Genomic DNA, 17,559 nt, shown 5'->3' with positions numbered 1-17,559 from the left:
CACGGGTGCCTACCCCCGAACCCCGGCGTCCATGCGTCCCGGCTCAGCCCGCCGGCGTGGAGGGGGACCGGCGCGTCAGGAGCTTGTGGGACCCGTCGCACCACGGCGCCCGGGCCGAGCGCCCGCAGCGGCACACCGCGACGGTCCGGCGCTGCGCCTCCACCTCGCGTCCGTCCTCGGTGAGGACGGTGACGTCGCCGCTCAGCAGCATCGGGCCGTCCGGGCAGAGCCGGACGCGGGTGGGGGGTGGGGTGCTCACGAGGACTCCCTACCCGGTCCGGTCCCGGGCAATCCTGCGACGTTTGAGCCCCCGTCGGCGGGGAAGTGGGAGGGCATGGACGTGACACCCCGCGGGCCGCTGTCGGCCGCACTGATCGACGCGCTGCGCACCCCGGCGCACCCCGTGCCCGAGCTGCCCGGGCTGGCCGCCGACGCCCTGACCGGCCTCGACCCGAATGGCGCCGGCCCGACCGACAGCGTCCTGGGCGAGGACGTCCAGCTCGCCCTCTACCTGGTGTACGAGCTGCACTACGGCCTGGCCGGCGTCGACGAGGACTGGGAGTGGTCCCCGGACCTGCTCGCGGCCCGGGCGGTGCTCGAGGCGGCCTTCGAGGCCGACCTGCGGCGACGGTGGCCGGCCCCGCAGCCGGACCGACCGGTGGCCGAGGCGCTGTTCGAGCTCACCGCCGACGCCGCGCGGCCCGGACCGGGCAGCACCGCGGTGCACGTGGCGCGCCGGGCGACCCGGGAGCAGGTGGCCGAGCTGCTCGTGCAGCGCTCCGTCTACCAGCTCAAGGAGGCCGACCCGCACACCTGGGGGATCCCGCGCCTGCGGGGGCGGGCCAAGGCGGCCCTGGTCGACATCCAGACCGACGAGTACGGCGGTGGCCGGGCGGAGCGCATGCACGCGACGCTGTTCGCCACCACGATGCGCGAGCTGGGCCTGGACGACACGCCCAACGCCTACCTCGACGTGGTGGCCGCGCCGTCGCTCGCGTCGGTGAACGCGATCTCGATGTTCGGGTTGCACCGGCGCCTGGTCGGGGCGCTGTGCGGGCACCTGGCCGCGTTCGAGATGACGTCGTCCCTGCCGTCGGCGCGCTGGGCCCAGGGCCTGCGGCGCCTCGGCGTGGACGAGGCCGCGGTCGTGTTCTTCGACGAGCACGTGGAGGCCGACGCCGTGCACGAGCAGGTCGCCGCGCACGACCTGTGCGGCAGCCTCGTCGAGGACGACCCCGACCGGCACCAGGACGTGCTGTGGGGGGCGGCGGTCTGCCTCGGCCTGGACGAGCTCGTCGGGCAGCGCGCGCAGCGGGCCTGGGCGGACGGGGGCAGCGCGCTCCGCAGCCTCACCACCGCCGCGGCCTGAGCGTGCAGGCGCTACGCGCTGAGGGGCGTCCCGACCTCGAACCAGACGACCTTGCCCGGAGGGTCGTCCCGTACCCCCCACCGCCGGGACAGCATGCGGACGATCTCCAGCCCGCGTCCGTCCTGCGCCTGCGGGTCGCCGTCGACCGGTCCGGGACGTCGGTCGTCCTCGTCGCCGACCTCGACCAGGACGAGGCCCTCCCCGGCGCTCACCTCGAGCGTGGCGTCGCCCCGGGCGTGGACGACCGCGTTGGTGACCGTCTCGCTGGCCAGGAGCACCGCTGTCCGGCAGGTCTCCTCGTCGAGGTCCGCCGCACGGCAGACGTCCTCGACGAGCCCCCTCGCCCGGCGGACGACGGTCGGGTCCGGGGGGAGCAGCAGCCACCGTGACGACCTGGACCGCCACGGGCGGTTGCGGCGGGCCGTCGGCCGTTCCCGGTCGGTGCCCCTGTTGCCCTGTCCCACCGGGCACCTCCTGCGCCGTCGTGCGTGTCGACGCGTCCCGGGGCACCTGCTGGTGCCGTGCGGTCGTCGCCCTGCGGGAGACGGGTGCCCGCTGCGCGGGCGGTCATGCACCGCGAGCGTCCCGTCACTGCGCGTCACGTGGGTGCGCGGTGCTCCTGGGGCCCGGGCGACGTCCCCTTCTCGGGGGTGCCCCTGGTCGGGCCCGGAGGCGTCGGGGTGTCGCGGCGACGCGGCAGCAGGGCGAGCGTGACCGTCACCGCGCCCACGGCCGCGGCGATGCCGATGCTGCCGGCGAGGTTCGAGCCGAGCACGTCCCCCGCCTGCTGGGCGAGGACGAAGACGCCCATGACGACCACGAACCAGCCGAAGCCCCGTCGGAGGGTGTCGGCGGGGTGTCGCGGCGACGCGGCAGCAGGGCGCGCGTGACCGTCACCGCGCCCACAGCCGCGGCGATGCCGATGCTGCCGGCGAGGTTCGAGCCGAGCACGTCCCCGGCCTGCTGGGCGAGGACGAAGACGCCCATGACGACCACGAACCAGCCGAAGCCCCGTCGGAGGGTGTCGGCGGGGATCCGCCCGGTCAGGGTGCCGCCGACGACCGAGCCGAGGACCGCGGCGGCGGTGACGGCAGCGGCGAGGGCCCAGTCGATCTGGACGCTGGCGAGGTACCCGCCGAGGCCGGCGAACGACTTCATGGCGATCACCAGGAGCGACGTGCCGACGGCGGCGCTCATCGGCAGCCCGCCGAGCAGGACCAGGGCCGGGACGACGAGGAACCCGCCGCCCGCGCCGACCATGCCCGTGACCAGACCGACGACACCGCCCTCCAGCAGGACCAGGCCGACGCCGCCCTCCAGCAGGACCAGGCCGACGCCGCCCTCCAGCAGGACCAGGCCGACGCCGCCCTCCAGCAGGACCAGGCCGACGCGCATGCCGCCCTCCCGCTCGGCCACGGCGCGGCGGCCGCGGATCATGGCGACCGCGGTGGCCAGCATCATGAGCGAGAACGCGATGAGCAGGACCGTGCCGGGGATGAACTCCGCCAGCCGGCCGCCGACGTAGGCGCCCACCATGGCCGCGGTGCCGAACACCAGACCGGTGCGCCAGCGGACGCGACCGGCCCGGGCGTGCGGGATCAGCGCCGCGAGGCTGGTGACGCCGACGACCAGCAGCGAGGTGGCGATGGCCTCCTTGCTGTCCAGCCCGGCGACGTAGACCAGCAGCGGGACGGCCAGGATCGAGCCGCCGCCGCCGAGCAGGCCCAGCGACACCCCGACCGCGACCGCCAGCAGCAGCACCAGCCACAGGTTGCCGGTGGCCAGCTCGGTCAGCACGTCGCTCAGGCCCGGGCCGGGGCGGCGAGCTGCCCCATCACGTCACGGACGTCGTAGGTCCGCGAGCGGTTGTAGGGCAGCTTCATGAGGACGGAGCCCATCAGGCAGCTGTTGGACAGCGCGGCGAACGTCAGACCGGCGCCCACGCCCCCGGCGAGCAGCTGGGCGCGGCGGACGAACAGCGAGGTGATGACCGAGGTCAGCACCAGCGAGCCGGCGACCAGGCGCACCTGCCGCTCCAGCTCCCACCGCTGCGCGCCGCGCCGCACCTCGCCACCGGCCTGCTCCCAGGCCAGGACCCCACCCTCCAGGACACGCAGGTTGGGCAGGCCGACCCCGGCCAGGGACTGCTCGGCCTGGGTCGCGCGCACCCCGGAGCGGCAGACCAGGACCACGTCCTCGTCCAGGTGGTTGCTCAGCTCCTCGCGGTGCTCGCGCAGGGTGTCCAGCGGCACGTTGTAGGCGCCGGGGATGTGCATGGTCTCGAACTCGGCGGGGGTGCGGACGTCCAGGACCCGGACCCGGCCGGCGGCCACGGCCTCCTTGAGTGCGAGGGCGTCGGTCGTGCGGGTGGTGGTGGGGGTGCTCATGCGTCGGTCTCGTCCTTCGTGTCGGTCGTGTCGTTCTCGATGTCGAGGCCGGCGGTCCCGGCGTTGTCGTAGCTGTCGTCGATCAGCACCACGTCGCGCCCGGCGCGGTCGAGCACGCCTGCGGCGATCGAGGCGCGGTACCCGGCGGCGCAGTGCACCCAGACCGGCTGGTCCGCGGGCACCTCGTCCAGGCGGCCCAGCAGGGCGTGCAGCGGCACGTGCTGCGAGCCGGCCACCCAGCCGTCGGCCCGCTCGTCGTCTCGACGGACGTCCAGGACCAGCGGGCCCCCGCCGTCGGCCGCGTCACGACGACGGGCCGCGAGGTCGGGGAACGTCACGCGCTCGAACGTGGCGAGCCCGTCGTCACCGGCCCAGTCCTGCACGGTTCCGGTGGCGGCCGCGGCGGGACGGTCGATGCCGATGCGCGCGAGGTCGCGCTGGGCCTCCGCCACGTCCTCGACGGTGGCCGCGAGCAGCGTCACCGGCGTCCCCCACGGGATCAGCCAGCCCAGGTAGGTGATGAACGACCCGTCCTGCCCGAAGCTGAACGTCCCCCGGACGTGACCGGCGGCGTAGGCGGTGCGCTCGCGCAGGTCCACCACCCACTCCCCGGCCTCGACCCGACGGCGCAGGTCGGCCGCGTCGGCCGGGACCGGGTGCGACAGGTCGACCGGGGCGGGACCGGCGGCGTTGGCCGGACCCATGTGCGCGTAGTAGGCGGGGTGCGCGGTCAGCGCGGCGAGGGTGTTCTCGACCCACTCGTCGACGCCCTGGACCAGGGCGGGGTTGTCGGTGCGCTGGCTGCCGATGGTCGCGGAGTCGCCCGAGGTGGGCGTCGCGGCGCAGAAGCTGCCGAAGCCGTGGGTCGGGTAGATGGCCGTGGCGTCGGGCAGCTCGTCCACCAGGCGGTGGGCCGAGGCGTGCTGGTGCCGGGCCAGGGTCTCCGCGTGCTCCTGGCCGAGCAGGTCGGGGCGGCCGGTCGAGCCGTACAGCAGGGACCCGCCGGTGAACACCACAGTCCCGTCGTCGCCCTCGTGGCCCTCGTCGCCCTGCGGCCGGGCGAGGGACACCGCGAACGACAGGTGCGTGAACGTGTGACCGGGGGTGGCCATCGCCCGCACCACCAGGTCACCGGTGCGGATCTCGTCCCCGTCGGTCACGGGGGTGCGCTCGTAGGCCACCGCGTCCTCGGCGTTGACGCAGTACGCCGCGCCGGTCTCCTGGGCGAGGGCGTAGCCGCCGGTGACGTAGTCGTTGTGGATGTGGGTCTCCAGTACGTGGGTCAGCCGCAGGCCGCGCTCGGCCAGCAGCGCCGTCACGCGGTCGGTGTCGCGCTGCGGGTCCACGACCACCGCGACCGTGCCGTCGGTGGCGAGGTAGCTGCGGTCCCCCAGGGACGGGGTCTCGATGGTGATGACGTCGAGCACGGGAGCTCCTGAGGGTCGGGGGGTGGTGGACGGGGTAGAGGTGGGGCCGGTGGTGGTGGCGGACGGGGCGGCGCTCACGGCCGGGCGCCGCTCGTGACGGTGCGGCCGTCCTGGACCCAGCCCCTGGTGCCGCCGCGGACCGACACCGCGTCCACACCGACGGACCGCAGGGTGTCGGTCGCGCTCTTGCTGCGGTTGCCGCTGGCGCAGACCACGTACACCCGTCGGTCGGTCGGGACCTCGCCCGTGCGGGCCGGGACCTGGGACAGGGGGATGTTGAGGGCGCCGGGGACGTGCCCGCCGGCGTACTCGTCGGGCTCGCGGACGTCGACGACGGTGGCGCCGTCGGCGTGCGCGGCGGCCAGGTCGGTGAGGTCGGTCTCGACGGTCATGGGGTGGCTCCTCCGTGGGACGGGTGGTTGCTGTCTGACACCGTAACCTAGGTGTACGTACATTTCATTCCCCGCCTGTCGCCCCGGTTACCGTGGGCGGGTGGACCTCAGGAGGACGAGCGTGCCCAGGACCGCACGAACCGACGCCGTCGCCGCCGCCGTGAGGTCGCTGCCCGGCGTCGGCCCGCTGTGGTCCCGGGTCGAGGCGGACCTGCGCGTGCGCATCGAGGCCGACGAGTTCCCCGACGTGTTCCCCGGCGAGCACGCCCTGGCGGCGGAGTACGGGATCAGCCGGCACACGGTGCGCGAGGCGTTGCGCCGGCTCCGTCAGGAGGGTGTGGTGCTCGCCGAGCGCGGCCGTGCGCCCCGGGTGGCGGCCGACGGCGTGCTGCACCAGCCGCTCGGGGCGCTCTACAGCCTGTTCCAGTCCGTCGAGAGCAGCGGGCGGACCCAGCGCAGCGTCGTGCGCACGCTCGAGGTGCGCCTCGACCCCGGCACGGCACCCCGGCTCGGCCTGCCGGAGGACAGCCGGCTCACCTACCTCGAGCGGCTCCGGCTGGCCGACGACACGCCGCTCGCGCTGGACCAGGTCTGGCTGCCCGCCGACCGGACCGAGGCGCTGCTGCAGGCCGACCTCACCCACACCGCCCTGTACGACGAGCTGCGGGTCCGGTGCGGGGTGGTCGTCGCCGGGGGCACCGAGGACATCCGGGCCGTCCTGGTCGACACCGAGCAGGCTGCCCTCCTCGGCGTCGACGAGCCCGCCGCGGCCTTCCTCATCGAGCGCACCGGCCGCGTGCTGGAGCAGCCCTTCGAGTACCGCCGCACCCTCGTGCGCAGCGACACGTTCGCGCTCACCGCCGAGTTCTCCTCCCGCGACGGGTACCAGCTGGGGCGCACCAGGGGGTGAGACTTCTGACGACCCGTCGTCAGAAGCCCTTGCCCCCGGCACCACATGCCCCCCTAGGATCCGGACGTGACCTCCCCGACGACCGGAGCGTGGCGCGCCGTGCGCGCCGTCCTGGTCGTCGCCCTCGTGGTCGGTCTGTCGACCGGGGGCCACCTGCTCGCGGGCGGGCAGGTCGCCTCCTGGCGCGCCGCGGTGCTGGCCCTGCTGCTCGTCTCGGCCGGCGTCGCCGGGATCACGGCGACTCGCCTGACCCCGGTGCGGCTCGTGGCCGCCCTCGGGGCGGGCCAGGTCGTCGTGCACCACGCGCTGTCGTGGACGCCGGGCGGTCACTGCGCCACGGCCGGATCCTCGGCGCTGTTCGCGTCCACCACCATCGCCGGGTGCCGCCCGGCGGGCGGGCACGAGGCGCTCTGGACCGACCCGGGCATGCTGCTCGCCCACCTGGTCGCGACCGTCGTGGCCGCCGCCGTGCTGGGCCGCGGGGAGCAGCTGCTCTGGACCGTCCGCGCCCTGCTGAGACCCGACCGCTCGTCCTGCCCGACGTCGTGCCGGCGCAGGCCGAGCGTCCCGTCGTGGTCCCGGCGCGGCTGCCGCGCCCGCGCCGGGTCGTGCTCAGCCGGTCCGACCCCCTGCGCGGCCCACCGGTGACGCCCCTGGCGTCCCCGGTCCCCGTCTGAGGCACCCGACCCGCAGCCCGCCAGGGCTGCGCCGGTCGGGCGGCCGATGGGCCCCGGGTGACGCCGACGCGTGCGTCCACCCACCCATCCGCACCACCCCCAGACGAGGAACCCAGCCATGCCCCCCAGCTCCCGCACCGTCCCCGCCCGCACCGTCCCCGCCCGCACCGCCCGTGCCGGGCTGGCCGCCCTGCTGGTCGGGGCCGTGGCCCTGGCCACCGCGCCGAGCGCGTCCGCCCACGTCGGCGTGTCCGCCACCAGCCTGGAACCCGGCTCCTACACGGTCGTCACCGTCTCGGTGCCCCACGGCTGCGAGGACTCCTCGACCCACACCGTGACCATCCAGGTCCCCGAGCAGATCCTGTCCGTCACCCCGACCGTCAACCCGTCGTGGGAGGTCGAGAAGGTCATGGTCGACCTCGACGAGCCCGTGGACGACGGTCACGGCGGGCAGTACACCGAGCGGGTCGGTGAGGTCGTCTACACGACGGACACCCCGCTGCCGTCGGACCTGCGCGACACCTTCGAGCTGTCGCTCAAGCTGCCCGACGCCCCGGGGGAGACGCTCGCGTTCCCCACGGTGCAGACCTGCGAGGTCGGTACGGCCGCCTGGGTGCAGCTGTCCGAGGACCCCGAGGCCGAGCTGGACCACCCGGCACCGACCCTCACCCTGACCGACGGGGCGGAGGCCGGGGAGGTCGAGGGGGCCGTCGCGGCTGAGGACGCCGAGGTCGAGCTGGCCTCGTCCTCCGACGACACCGAGGCCGTCGCGTCCGACGGGTCCACCGGCGCGTCGACCGGTCTCCTCGCCGCCGCCCTGGTCCTGGGTGGCGCCGGCGCCGTCATGGGCGGGGTCGCGCTCTCGCGCAGCCGCGCCCGGGCGTGACCGCCGCCCCGCGAGGGGCCTGCTCGGTGCTTCCCGCCGCCCGGCCCGGGGTCCGCCCCCGGGCCGGGCGGTACCGGCCGCGTCTGCCGCTGCACCGCGGCGCGGTCGTCGCCGTGCTGGTGGCGCTGCTCGCGCTCGTCCTGGCCGCCCCGGCGTCGGCCCACGCGCAGCTGCTGAGCACGGACCCGGCCGACGGCACCGTCCTGGCGCAGGCGCCGCGCACGCTGACCCTGACCTTCGACGAGCCGGTCGGCCTGCGGGACGACGCGGTCAGCCTGCTGGACAGCACCGGCGAGCCGGTGCCCGTGCAGGCCCGGGTCGTCGACGCCGAGGTCGTGGTCGACGTCGAGGACGAGCTGGCCGACGGCACCTACGTCCTGACCTTCCGGGTCGTCTCCTCCGACTCCCACCCCGTCACCGGCGGGTCGACCTTCTCCGTCGGCGCGCCGAGCGCCGGGTTCGTCGCCGACACCTCGACCCGTACCGCCCCCGGCGTCGTCGCGCTCCTGGTGCTGCTGCAGGCCCTGGCCTACGGCGGTCTGCTGCTGGGGGCGGGGCTCGTCGGCTTCGTCGTGCTCGTGCTGCGCGGGTCGACCCCGCCACGGGCGCTGCTGCCCACCGCGCGGGTGGCGTGGGGCTGCGCCGTCCTCGGGCACGTCCTGCTCGTGCCGGCGACGACGGTGCGGCAGGGCGGGGGGACGGTGGGGGACCTGCTGTCGCCCGACCGCTGGACCGGGGCCGACGTCGCGGGCTGGGGGACGGTCGCCGCGGTGCTCGTCGGGGGGCTGCTGACCGCCACCGTGCTACCCGTGGCCGCCCGTGCGACCTCCGGTCGCCCCGCCCCGCGCGCGGCCGCCGGGACGGCCCTGGCCGGGGCCGGGGTCGCGCTCGGGTCGATGGTCGCCGTCGGGCACACCCGCAGCGCCGGGCCCGCGTGGCTGGTCCTGTCCGCCGACCTCGCGCACGTCGTCACCGCGGCGTCCTGGGCCGGAGGGCTCGTGGGGCTCGTGCTGGTGGCCCGCGCCGAGGGCGGGACCCCGTTCGTGACCGCGCTGTCGCGGTTCTCGGCCCTGGCCGCCTGGACCGTCGCGGTGCTGACCGGGTCGGGGCTGGTCCTGGCCTGGCGGGTGACCGGTGCGCCCGCGGGGCTGCTCACCACCGACCACGGCCGCGTGCTCCTGGCCAAGCTCGCCGTCGTCGCGCTCGTGCTGGCGCTGGCGGGGTGGAACCGGTGGCGCCTGCTGCCCGCCGTCCGACGTGACCCGGACCGTGCCCGTCCCCGCATCCGCCGCACCCTGGCCGTCGAGGCGAGCGGTGTCGCGGTGGCCGTCGCGGTCACCGGGCTGCTGGTCATCAGCTCGCCGGCCGGCGCGGGCCCGGGCGCCCCACCACCCGGCCCGACCGAGGCGCTCGTCGTGGTCGAGCCGCTGCCCGACGGCGAGCTCACCCTGACGCTGACCCCGGGCGCGGTCGGGGTGAACGCCCTGGAGCTGGAGCTCACCGACGGCGAGGGCAACCCGTTCGAGCCGGTCGACGTCCCGACCGTCTCCCTCACCCTGCCCGAGGTGGGCGTCGGTCCCCTGCAGCGGCCGGTGTCACGGACCGGCTCGGGGGCGTACCTGGCCACGGTCGACGCCCCGCTGCCCGGCACCTGGCAGGTCGAGGTGTCCGTGCGGACCTCGACCTTCGACAACCCCGTCCTCGTCGTCCCCGTGGAGATCTCATGAGCGCCCGCGCACCGCAGCGGTCCACCCGACGTCGGGCCGCCGGGACGCTGTCGGTGACGGTCCTGGCCGCGATCGCCTGGTCGGGGGCCGCCGCGCCCGCCTCGGCCCACGTGAGCCTGGTCTCGGCCGTGCCGGACGGCGACGGGACGACCAGCCTGACCTTCGAGCTCGACCACGGCTGCGACGGCGGCCAGGGGACGACCGGGCTGGACCTGACGGCGGCGGCGGGCGTCACCTACCTGGAGGCCGACGCCCCCGACGGGTGGACGGCGGCCGTGTCCCCGACCTCGGTGCGCTGGGACGGCCCCACGGTGCCCGACGGCGACCGGGTCGAGCTCACCGTCCGCGCGCAGGTGCTCGGGCGACCCGGTGACACCGTGCACCTGCCCGTCGTCCAGCGGTGCGAGCAGGACGCCGCCTACGCCTGGGTCGACACCGACCCCGGCTCGGAGACCCCCGCGCCGAGCATGGTGCTCACCGCCGCGGTGATCGGCGACGGCGGCGAGGAGCGGCAGGCCGGGGCCGGGCCGCTCGGCGTGCTGCTCACGATCGCGGTCGGCGGGGCCGGGCTGGGCGCGGTCGGGGTGGTGGCCACCCGGTCGCGGCCCGCGAGCCCCGGGCGCCGGGGAGACGAGGACCTGAGCACCGACGAGGCGAGGAGACAGCCATGAGGACCACGGCAGGCACGACCCCGACCAGCCCGGCCATCCCGTCCACGGCCATCCCGACCACGGCCAGGCGCACCCCGCGCCCGGGTGCCGTCGCAGGCGCGCTGCTGGTCGCGCTGGTGGCGACCGCGACGGCCGTCGCGACCGCGTCGCCGGCCTCGGCGCACGCCCGGTTCCTGGGCTCGGACCCCGAGGAGGGGGCGGTCGTGCAGGCCCTGCCGGACGCCGTGGTCATGACCTACGACGAGGCGATCGCCCCGCAGTTCGTCGACACCGCGGTCGTGCCGCCGGGCGGTGACCCGGTGGTGGCCGAGTCCACGGCCGTGGGCACCGACGTCATCGTCGACCTGGCGGCCACCGTCGGGCTGGTCGACGTCGTGTCGACCGGGGGCGAGTGGCAGGTGGTCGCCCGGGTGGTCAGCGTCGACGGTCACCCCGTCGAGCACACGACGCGCTTCGTCCTGGAGCCGCCCGCGGTGCTCGAGCCGTCGGTCGCGGCCCAGCCGACCGCGGTGCCCGAGGTGCCCGAGGCGCCCGAGGTGCCGCAGCCGACGACCGCCGGGCCGACGACCGCCGGGCCGACGACCGCCGGGCCGACGACCGCCGGGCCGGCGACGGTCTCCACCGACGCGTCGTCCGCCCCCACCACCATCGCCGCCGACCCCGCCTCCGACCCGTCGACGGGGCGGCCCGGCCGGGCGGTCGTGGTCGGGGTCGTGGTGCTGGCCGTCGTGCTCGTCGGCGGGGCCGCGGCCTACCGGCGGGCCCGGGCGGCGTCCGGCTGAACCACCCGCCCCTCCCGGAGCACGAGCAGCCGGTCCGACCAGCGGCGCAGCAGCGCGGCGTCGTGCGACACGGCCACGACCGCCGCGCCGCTGCGCGCCTGCCAGGCCGTGACCTCGTGGACCAGGCGGGCCGTGCTCGAGGCGTCGAGCATCGCCGTCATCTCGTCGCACACCAGGACCGCCGGGCCGGTCGCGACCGCCCGGGCCAGGCAGGCCCGCTGGAGCTGGCCGTCGCTCACCTGGTGGGGGCGTCGACCGAGCAGCCCCGACGCGAGTCCCACGGACGCGGCGAGCTCGTCCACCCGGGCGTCCACGTCGGGCACCCGCTCGGACCGGGGGGCCAGCAGCAGCGGCTCGGCGATGACGGCCCGCAGGTCCTGACGCGGGTCGACGGCGGCGCGGGGGGACTGGAACACCATGCCGGTGCGGCGACGCAGGGCCGCCGGGGCGGCCGCCCCCCAGCGCGTCACGGCGGTCCCGGCCACGGTCAGCGACCCGGCGGACGGTTCGTGCAGCAGCGACAGCACCCGCGCCAGGGTGCTCTTGCCGGACCCGCTCGGGCCGCAGACGCCCACGGTCTCGCCGGGGGCGACGTCCAGGTCGACGTCCTGCAGCACCAGCGGGCCGCGGCCGTAGCGGGCGCCGAGACCTCGCGCGTGGACGCTCACGAGCCGGCGCCGACGAGCGGTCGGTGGCAGGCGACGAGACGACCCCGCTCCGCGCCGGCGGCCGGGACCAGCCCCGGCGCCCCGTCGCACCGGTCGACGGCGCGGGGGCAGCGGGGCCGGAACACGCAGCCGGTGACGTGCTCGCCCGGGCCGGGAGGGTCGCCCGCGACCGGGACGAAGGCCCGTCCGGGCAGGGAGTCCAGGAGTCCTGCGGCGTAGGGGTGGGCGGGCGCGGCGAACAGCTCGTCGGCCCTCGCGCGCTCCACGACCCGGCCCGCGTACAGCACCACCACCTCGTCGGCGACGCGCTCGGCCGCCTCCAGGTCATGCGTCACCACGAGGACGGCGGCCCCGGTGTCGGCCTCGGCCCGCAGCTGGGTCAGCGCCACCTCGGCGAGCTCCGGGTCCAGGCCGGTCGTCGGCTCGTCGGCCAGCAGCACCCGGGCCCCGCCCACCAGCGCGAGGGCCAGCGCGGCTCGCTGCAGCTGCCCGCCCGACACCTCGTGCGGGTAGCGGTCGAGCAGGTCCGCGGGCAGGTGCGCCCGGGCGACGGCCCGACCGACGGCCTCGGCCACGACGGGGCGCCCGACCCGGGGTCCCCGCACCGCCCGGGCCGCCTCGTCCAGCTGCGAGCCGAGGGTGCGGACCGGGGTGATCCAGGTCGTGGGGCTCTGCGGCACCAGCGACACCCGACGACCGCGGACGTGCCGGGCCAGGGTGCTCCGGTCGGCCAGGTCCACCTCGAGCGGCCCGGTCCGGTCGTCGCCGGGCAGGCCCAGGGTGCCGTGCACCGTGGCCGAGCGGGGGAGCAGCCCGAGCAGGGCCGCGACGACGACGGACTTGCCGGCGCCGCTCTCGCCCACCACCGCGGTGAGCCGGCCGGGCGCCAGGTCGAGGTCGACGCCGTGGACGGTCGGCAGACCGGGGAAGGTCACCGTGAGGCCCCTGACGGTGGTCGGGCCGGTCGTCGTCGGGTCGGTCGGCGGTGCGTTCACCAGCGCTCCTCGCTCGGCAGTCGGGAGGACCAGCGGCGACGCAGCCGTCCGGTGGCCCCGATCGTGGCCAGCCCCAGCGCGACCACGAAGGCGCCGGGGACCAGTGCGGGCCACCACTGCCCGGCCAGCAGCGCGCCCTGACCGCCGGCGATCATCGTGCCCAGGCTGGGCAGGTGCGGCGGCAGGCCCAGCCCCAGGAAGCTGAGGGCCGACTCGTGCATGATCGCGTGGGGCACCATCAACGACCAGGCCAGCAGGGCGTGCGGCGCGACGGCCGGGACGTGGTGGCGCCGGGCCAACGACCACCGGCTCGCCCCGGCCAGCACCGCGGCGTCGACGTAGTCCCGCTCCCGCACCGACAGCACGACGGCCCGGACCACGCGGGCCGTGGACACCCAGTGGGTCAGGGCGACGCTCGCGACCACCGCCCCCAGCGAGGGCCGGAACAGCGCCACGACGAAGATCCCGAGCAGCAGGTGCGGCACGGCGGCGATCGCGTCGACCACGCGCATCGTCACGCGGTCCACCCACCCGCCGAGCGTCCCGGCGAGCACGCCGACCACGGTGCCGACCAGACCGGCGGCCAGCGCGGCGACCAGACCGACGACCAGCGAGACGCGCAGCCCGGACAGCGACCGCTGCAGCACGTCACGGCCGGAGGAGTCGGTGCCCAGCGGGTGCTCGCGCGAGGGCGGCTCCAGGACGGCCGACAGGTCGACGTCGCGCGGGTCGGCACCGGCGAGGGCCGGGCCGACGACGGCCGCGGTGACCAGCAGCCCGAGACCGACGACAGGCACCCAACCCGGCAGCGACCGGAGCCGGCCGGGGGCGTGGGCGGGGCCGCGGGCGGGGCGGGGGGCGCGGGTGGTCGCCAGGTCGGCCGGCAGCGCGTCGTCGCGGGTGGTCGTCGCCTCAGCCATCGGTGGCCACCCGGGGGTCGACGAGCGCGGCCAGCGCGTCGGCCAGCAGCGTGCCCAGCAGCACGGCGGCCGTGCCCAGCACCGTCAGCGCCGCCAGCAGCGACACGTCGACGGCCAGCGCCGCACGCACCGACGCGGCGCCGACCCCGGGCCAGGAGAACACCGTCTCGATGAGCACGGCTCCGGTGACCAGCTCGGGCAGGCGGGCCCCGAGCAGCGCCAGGAACCCCGGCGCCGCGGCGGGCGCGGCGTGGGTGAGCAGGACGCGGCGGGGGCTCACCCCCCGGGCCAGCGCACCCGCGACGTAGTCGTCGGCCAAGGCCTGGCGCAGCGACTGCCGGGCGAACAGCACCAGCCACGGCGTGGACAGCACCGCCAGCACCCCGGCGGGCAGCCAGAGGTGTCGCAGCACCTGATCGGCGGTGGCGGGCTGCCCGGGGTCGGTCAGCCCGCCGGCCGGGGCGACGCCCAGCACCACGGCGAACAGCCACAGCGCCAGCAGGCCGAGGAAGAACGCCGGCACCGACTCGACCGTCGCGGCGGTCGTCGAGATGATCCGGTCGAGCGGGCCGTCGGGTCGGACCGCGGCCAGCGTGCCCAGCACCAGGGCCAGCACCAGGCCGATGCCGAGCCCGGTGCCCGACAGCAGCAGCGACCAGCCGAGCCGGTCGGACACCACGTCGGCCACGGGCTGGCGGAACACCAGCGAGGTCCCCAGGTCGCCCGTCGCGGTGGCCTGCACCCAGGTGAGCCAGCGCTCGCCGAACCCGGCGTCGGTGCCCAGCCGTCCGGCCAGGGCGTTGCGGGTCTCCTGCGACGTGACCATCGCGCGGTCGCCCAGGTAGGCCCGGACGGGGTCGAAGGGTGATGCCGCGACGAGCCCGAACAACCCGACCGACACCACGAGCAGGACGGGGACCGCGAGGGCCAGACGTCGGGCGACGAGCACGCCGACCGCGCGCCAGCGGGGTCTCATGACCGCGCGGACCAGTCCTGGAGGTTCCACCAGGGACCGGCGACGAAGCCGTGGTCGTGGGGCTCGACCTGCTCGACGTCGCTGCCCTGCCAGCCGTCGGAGACCACGTAGACGTGCTCCAGGTAGGTGAGGAACAACCACGGCGGGTCGGCGGCCAGCTCGGTCTGCAGCCGGGAGTAGGCCTCCCTGCGGTCCGCCTCCTCGACCGCGGTGCGGCCGTCGTCGAGCGCCCGGTCGACGGCGGGGTTGTCGTAGGAGCCGGGGTTGAAGAACCCCTGCCCGGCGTAGGAGGAGTGGAACAGCTGGTAGCTGATGAAGTCGGGGTCGTAGGGGCTGCCGTAGCCCATGACGAGCGCGTCGGTGCCCATCCGGGGCTCGATGGCCTCCCACGACAACCCGTCGACCGTCACGTCCACACCGATCGCGCGGGCGTCGGTGGCCACGGCCAGGGCCAGCTGCTCGCGCACGGTGTCGCCGGCGGGGTACATCACGGTCATCTCCGCCCGTACGCCGTCGCGGCTGCGGACGCCGTCGTCCAGCACCCAGCCGGCCTCCTCGAGCAGCTGCACGGCCGCGGCCGGGTCGTGCTCGCGCTCGGCGGCCGGCTCGTAGTAGTCCGTCAGCGAGGGGGCCACCGGCCCGTAGGCGGGCTCGCCCGCCCCGGCCAGGACGCCGGCCACCATGGCCTCGCGGTCGACGGCCAGGTCCAGCGCCCGCCGGATCGCGAGGTCGCCGCTGACCGGGTGCTCCTGGGGCAGCATCACGCCGCGGTAGTCCGCCGTGGCGCGGCGCTGCACCTGCAACCCGTCCGTGCCCTCGAACTGCTCGGCCAGCCGGGCGGGCAGCACGGCGGCGTCGAGCTCCCCGGCCGACATCCTCGCGGCGCGGGCCTGGTCGTCGCCCGTGGTCGCGAACGTCACCGGGGTCACCTCCGGGGCGCCGTCCCAGTGGTCCTCGTTGGCCTCGAGGACGATCGAGTCGCCCGAGGTCCACGACACCAACCGGTAGGGCCCGGAGCCGACGGGCTCGCGGTTGAACGCGGCGGCCTCCCAGTCGGTGGTGCCGGCCAGCACGTGCTCGGGCACGACGCCGAGGGTCAACCGCTCCGGGAACGGGGCGTACGGCTGCTCGAGCCGGAACTGCACGGTGGTGTCGTCGAGCGCCACCACCTCGGCGAGGGCCTCCAGGTCGCCCGCCAGCGGGCTCGCGACGGCCTCGTCCAGCACCGTCTCGTAGGTGAAGACCACGTCCTCGGCGGTCAGCGGCTCGCCGTCGTGGAACACGACGTCGTCGCGCAGCGGCACGGTGTAGGTCAGGCCGTCCGCGGACCGCTCGGGGAGCGAGGTGGCCAGGGACGGCGACAGCGACAGGTCGGCCTCGCGCACCAGCAGTGAGTCGAAGACCCGTGACGCGCCGTCGGGGGCGTAGCCGAGGACCGGGTTCAGGTGGTCGGGCTCGCTGCCCACGCCGATGACGATCCCCGTGCCCCCGGCGCCGGGGGCGGCGCTGCCGCCGCCGGCGGGGGCGTCCGGGTCGGTGGCGCTGCAGCCGGCGACGAGGACGGCGGACAGGACGACGGCGACACCCCTGGGGCCTCGTTGCGACATGGTCGCATTACTACCAGGCGTGACTGCCTGCCGCCCGTCGGGGGTGTGGGCACACTGTGCGGATGGGCGAGCGGAACGAGACGGCGGACGTCGAGCCGTGGGACGTCGAGACCGAGGTGGCCGGCATCCTGCGGGGCCGCGGCGAGCGGATGACCGGGCCGCGTCGGGCCGTGGTCCGGGCCCTGGCGGGCCGGGAGGGGCACCGCTCGGCCGAGGACGTCGTCCGGGCCGTGGCCGAGCTCGAGCCGACGGTCCACCGGGCCAGCGTGTATCGGACGTTGGAGGCCCTGAGCGATCTCGGGGTCGTGCAGCACGTCCACGTCGGGCACGGCGGCACCGCGTACCACCTGCTGCGGACCCGTTCGCCGCACCTGCACGCCTCGTGCCGCTCGTGCGGGGTGGTGCGGGACCTGCCGGCCTCCCTGCTGGACGACGTGGCCGGGCGGGTCTCGGCCGAGCACGACTTCGACCTCGACGCCACGCACGTCGCCCTGTCGGGCACCTGCGGCGACTGCCGCCGCGCGGCGCAGGCCTGAGGACCCGCCCCGGCGTCCGGCCGGGCCCGCGGCCTCACGCGGGACGGGGCAGGCCGGCCCGTCCCGAGGCGGCCCTCGCGGCCGCGTGGACCGCCTCGTGCGTGCCGGTGGGCACCAGGGGGGCCAGGGCGACGACCCGGCGCCAGAGCTCGCGCTCGGCCTCGTCCCACGCCCCCTCGGCGGCGGTGCGCACCGCGGGGTCCCGCCCGGCGAGCTCGGCCAGGTGCCGGACCGCGTGGGCGGCGACGTGGTGCGGGTGCAGCTGCTCGGGCGTCGGTCGCAGCGGGTCCCCGGAGCTGACGACCGCCGGGGCGACGAGCGGGGAGGAGTCCGCGGCGAGGTCCGGGTCCGGCAGCGCGGCGTAGGTGAGCACCACGCCCTCGCCCGCGACGTGCCGCCACGACGTCGAGTGCAGGACCCGGACCCGGTCGCCGTCGCAGGCCGCCGCGGCGACCAGGTCGGGGTCCGCGTCGCCGTCGAGCCGACGACGCACGGTCCGGTAGGCGACGCCACCGTCGCGACCGCTGCGCAGGAGCAGGACCTCCACCTGGACCGACGGCGCCGCCGGGACCTGCTGCGACGTCATCGCATCAAGGTACCGGTCCGCGCGGGTCGGGCCCGGCCGGACG

At 76.5% G+C, this 17,559-nt stretch carries 20 protein-coding genes; 8 read left to right on the top strand and 12 right to left on the bottom strand.

Annotation, left to right across the window (positions count from 1 at the left end; genetic code table 11):
* Positions 1–43: 43 nt before the first annotated feature.
* Positions 44–259: a CDGSH iron-sulfur domain-containing protein gene (locus tag ACR80Q_RS12005; protein ID WP_435377858.1), complete on the bottom strand. Its 216-nt coding sequence runs from the start codon at positions 257–259 to the stop codon at positions 44–46.
* 75 nt (positions 260–334) lie between these two features.
* Between ACR80Q_RS12005 and ACR80Q_RS12000 the strand changes: the two genes are divergently transcribed.
* A complete protein-coding gene (locus tag ACR80Q_RS12000) occupies positions 335–1,369 on the top strand; it encodes an iron-containing redox enzyme family protein (RefSeq protein WP_435377857.1) in 1,035 nt (344 codons plus the stop codon).
* An 11-nt stretch (positions 1,370–1,380) separates the two neighbouring features.
* Here ACR80Q_RS12000 and ACR80Q_RS11995 read toward each other — a convergent pair whose 3' ends face one another.
* From ACR80Q_RS11995 to ACR80Q_RS11975, 5 genes are all read right to left on the bottom strand, one after another.
* A complete protein-coding gene (locus ACR80Q_RS11995) occupies positions 1,381–1,833 on the bottom strand; it encodes an ATP-binding protein (protein WP_435377856.1) in 453 nt (150 codons plus the stop codon).
* 253 nt (positions 1,834–2,086) lie between these two features.
* A complete protein-coding gene (locus tag ACR80Q_RS11990; RefSeq protein ID WP_435377855.1) occupies positions 2,087–3,166 on the bottom strand; it encodes a sulfite exporter TauE/SafE family protein in 1,080 nt (359 codons plus the stop codon).
* A gap of 5 nt (positions 3,167–3,171) precedes the next feature.
* Complete coding sequence (locus tag ACR80Q_RS11985) at positions 3,172–3,756, bottom strand: rhodanese-like domain-containing protein (RefSeq protein ID WP_435377854.1); 585 nt, start codon at positions 3,754–3,756, stop codon at positions 3,172–3,174.
* Positions 3,753–5,183, bottom strand: a complete 1,431-nt coding sequence (locus tag ACR80Q_RS11980; RefSeq protein WP_435377853.1) for an MBL fold metallo-hydrolase — start codon at positions 5,181–5,183, stop codon at positions 3,753–3,755. Before ACR80Q_RS11980 ends, ACR80Q_RS11985 begins: the two co-directional genes overlap by 4 nt.
* 74 nt (positions 5,184–5,257) lie before the next feature.
* Positions 5,258–5,575: a rhodanese-like domain-containing protein gene (locus ACR80Q_RS11975; RefSeq protein WP_435377852.1), complete on the bottom strand. Its 318-nt coding sequence runs from the start codon at positions 5,573–5,575 to the stop codon at positions 5,258–5,260.
* A gap of 121 nt (positions 5,576–5,696) precedes the next feature.
* On the opposite strand from ACR80Q_RS11975, the gene ACR80Q_RS11970 reads away from it, so the two are divergent.
* The 6 genes from ACR80Q_RS11970 (at position 5,697) to ACR80Q_RS11945 (ending at position 11,228) form a co-directional block, all read left to right on the top strand.
* Entirely contained in the window at positions 5,697–6,485 is a 789-nt protein-coding gene (locus tag ACR80Q_RS11970; protein WP_435377851.1) for a GntR family transcriptional regulator, read from the top strand.
* A gap of 66 nt (positions 6,486–6,551) precedes the next feature.
* Positions 6,552–7,133, top strand: coding sequence for a hypothetical protein (locus tag ACR80Q_RS11965; protein ID WP_435377850.1), 582 nt, complete (start codon positions 6,552–6,554; stop codon positions 7,131–7,133).
* Between the two features lie 147 nt (positions 7,134–7,280).
* On the top strand, positions 7,281–8,048 hold the full coding sequence (locus tag ACR80Q_RS11960; protein ID WP_435377849.1) for a YcnI family copper-binding membrane protein: 768 nt from the start codon (positions 7,281–7,283) through the stop codon (positions 8,046–8,048).
* 26 nt (positions 8,049–8,074) lie between these two features.
* Positions 8,075–9,775 (top strand): copper resistance CopC/CopD family protein, encoded by a 1,701-nt coding sequence (locus tag ACR80Q_RS11955; protein WP_435377848.1) that lies wholly within the window; start codon positions 8,075–8,077, stop codon positions 9,773–9,775.
* The gene (locus tag ACR80Q_RS11950) at positions 9,772–10,446 is read left to right on the top strand and encodes a DUF1775 domain-containing protein (protein ID WP_435377847.1); all 675 of its coding nucleotides are present in this window, start codon (positions 9,772–9,774) and stop codon (positions 10,444–10,446) included. The genes ACR80Q_RS11955 and ACR80Q_RS11950 overlap by 4 nt, the downstream gene beginning before the upstream one ends.
* Positions 10,443–11,228 carry a copper resistance CopC family protein gene (locus ACR80Q_RS11945; protein ID WP_435377846.1) on the top strand — a complete coding sequence of 262 codons (786 nt, stop codon included), beginning with the start codon at positions 10,443–10,445 and terminating at the stop codon, positions 11,226–11,228. Before ACR80Q_RS11950 ends, ACR80Q_RS11945 begins: the two co-directional genes overlap by 4 nt.
* On the opposite strand, the gene ACR80Q_RS11940 is transcribed toward ACR80Q_RS11945, so the two are convergent.
* Genes ACR80Q_RS11940 through ACR80Q_RS11920 form a run of 5 tightly spaced genes read right to left on the bottom strand, consistent with a single transcriptional unit; the run spans position 11,198 to position 16,394 of the window.
* The gene (locus tag ACR80Q_RS11940; RefSeq protein WP_435377845.1) at positions 11,198–11,896 is read right to left on the bottom strand and encodes an ABC transporter ATP-binding protein; all 699 of its coding nucleotides are present in this window, start codon (positions 11,894–11,896) and stop codon (positions 11,198–11,200) included. The two genes, ACR80Q_RS11945 and ACR80Q_RS11940, sit on opposite strands and share 31 nt — an antisense overlap.
* Complete coding sequence (locus tag ACR80Q_RS11935) at positions 11,893–12,891, bottom strand: oligopeptide/dipeptide ABC transporter ATP-binding protein (protein ID WP_435377844.1); 999 nt, start codon at positions 12,889–12,891, stop codon at positions 11,893–11,895. The genes ACR80Q_RS11940 and ACR80Q_RS11935 overlap by 4 nt, the downstream gene beginning before the upstream one ends.
* Positions 12,888–13,811: an ABC transporter permease gene (locus ACR80Q_RS11930; protein ID WP_435377843.1), complete on the bottom strand. Its 924-nt coding sequence runs from the start codon at positions 13,809–13,811 to the stop codon at positions 12,888–12,890. Before ACR80Q_RS11930 ends, ACR80Q_RS11935 begins: the two co-directional genes overlap by 4 nt.
* Positions 13,804–14,787: an ABC transporter permease gene (locus ACR80Q_RS11925; RefSeq protein ID WP_435377842.1), complete on the bottom strand. Its 984-nt coding sequence runs from the start codon at positions 14,785–14,787 to the stop codon at positions 13,804–13,806. Before ACR80Q_RS11925 ends, ACR80Q_RS11930 begins: the two co-directional genes overlap by 8 nt.
* Positions 14,784–16,394 carry an ABC transporter substrate-binding protein gene (locus ACR80Q_RS11920; RefSeq protein WP_435377841.1) on the bottom strand — a complete coding sequence of 537 codons (1,611 nt, stop codon included), beginning with the start codon at positions 16,392–16,394 and terminating at the stop codon, positions 14,784–14,786. The genes ACR80Q_RS11925 and ACR80Q_RS11920 overlap by 4 nt, the downstream gene beginning before the upstream one ends.
* Positions 16,395–16,456: 62 nt before the next feature.
* Between ACR80Q_RS11920 and ACR80Q_RS11915 the strand changes: the two genes are divergently transcribed.
* Positions 16,457–16,930 carry a Fur family transcriptional regulator gene (locus ACR80Q_RS11915; RefSeq protein WP_435377840.1) on the top strand — a complete coding sequence of 158 codons (474 nt, stop codon included), beginning with the start codon at positions 16,457–16,459 and terminating at the stop codon, positions 16,928–16,930.
* Positions 16,931–16,964: 34 nt separating this feature from the next.
* Here ACR80Q_RS11915 and ACR80Q_RS11910 read toward each other — a convergent pair whose 3' ends face one another.
* A complete protein-coding gene (locus ACR80Q_RS11910; RefSeq protein ID WP_435377839.1) occupies positions 16,965–17,516 on the bottom strand; it encodes a hypothetical protein in 552 nt (183 codons plus the stop codon).
* Positions 17,517–17,559 lie beyond the last annotated feature (43 nt).

This window comes from Aquipuribacter aurantiacus (assembly GCF_051216895.1).
Lineage (GTDB): Bacteria > Actinomycetota > Actinomycetes > Actinomycetales > JBBAYJ01 > Aquipuribacter.
This window is presented reverse-complemented; position numbering and strand designations above follow the sequence as displayed.

Bases quoted from the DNA above. Each gene is read 5' to 3' on its own strand.
- ACR80Q_RS12000 (WP_435377857.1), top strand. From the start codon at position 335: ATGGACGTGACACCCCGCGGGCCGCTGTCGGCCGCACTGATCGACGCG.
- ACR80Q_RS11985 (WP_435377854.1), bottom strand. From the start codon at position 3,756: ATGAGCACCCCCACCACCACCCGCACGACCGACGCCCTCGCACTCAAG.
- ACR80Q_RS11975 (WP_435377852.1), bottom strand. From the start codon at position 5,575: ATGACCGTCGAGACCGACCTCACCGACCTGGCCGCCGCGCACGCCGAC.
- ACR80Q_RS11960 (WP_435377849.1), top strand. From the start codon at position 7,281: ATGCCCCCCAGCTCCCGCACCGTCCCCGCCCGCACCGTCCCCGCCCGC.
- ACR80Q_RS11950 (WP_435377847.1), top strand. From the start codon at position 9,772: ATGAGCGCCCGCGCACCGCAGCGGTCCACCCGACGTCGGGCCGCCGGG.
- ACR80Q_RS11945 (WP_435377846.1), top strand. From the start codon at position 10,443: ATGAGGACCACGGCAGGCACGACCCCGACCAGCCCGGCCATCCCGTCC.
- ACR80Q_RS11930 (WP_435377843.1), bottom strand. From the start codon at position 13,811: ATGGCTGAGGCGACGACCACCCGCGACGACGCGCTGCCGGCCGACCTG.
- ACR80Q_RS11925 (WP_435377842.1), bottom strand. From the start codon at position 14,787: ATGAGACCCCGCTGGCGCGCGGTCGGCGTGCTCGTCGCCCGACGTCTG.
- ACR80Q_RS11920 (WP_435377841.1), bottom strand. From the start codon at position 16,394: ATGTCGCAACGAGGCCCCAGGGGTGTCGCCGTCGTCCTGTCCGCCGTC.
- ACR80Q_RS11915 (WP_435377840.1), top strand. From the start codon at position 16,457: ATGGGCGAGCGGAACGAGACGGCGGACGTCGAGCCGTGGGACGTCGAG.
- ACR80Q_RS11910 (WP_435377839.1), bottom strand. From the start codon at position 17,516: ATGACGTCGCAGCAGGTCCCGGCGGCGCCGTCGGTCCAGGTGGAGGTC.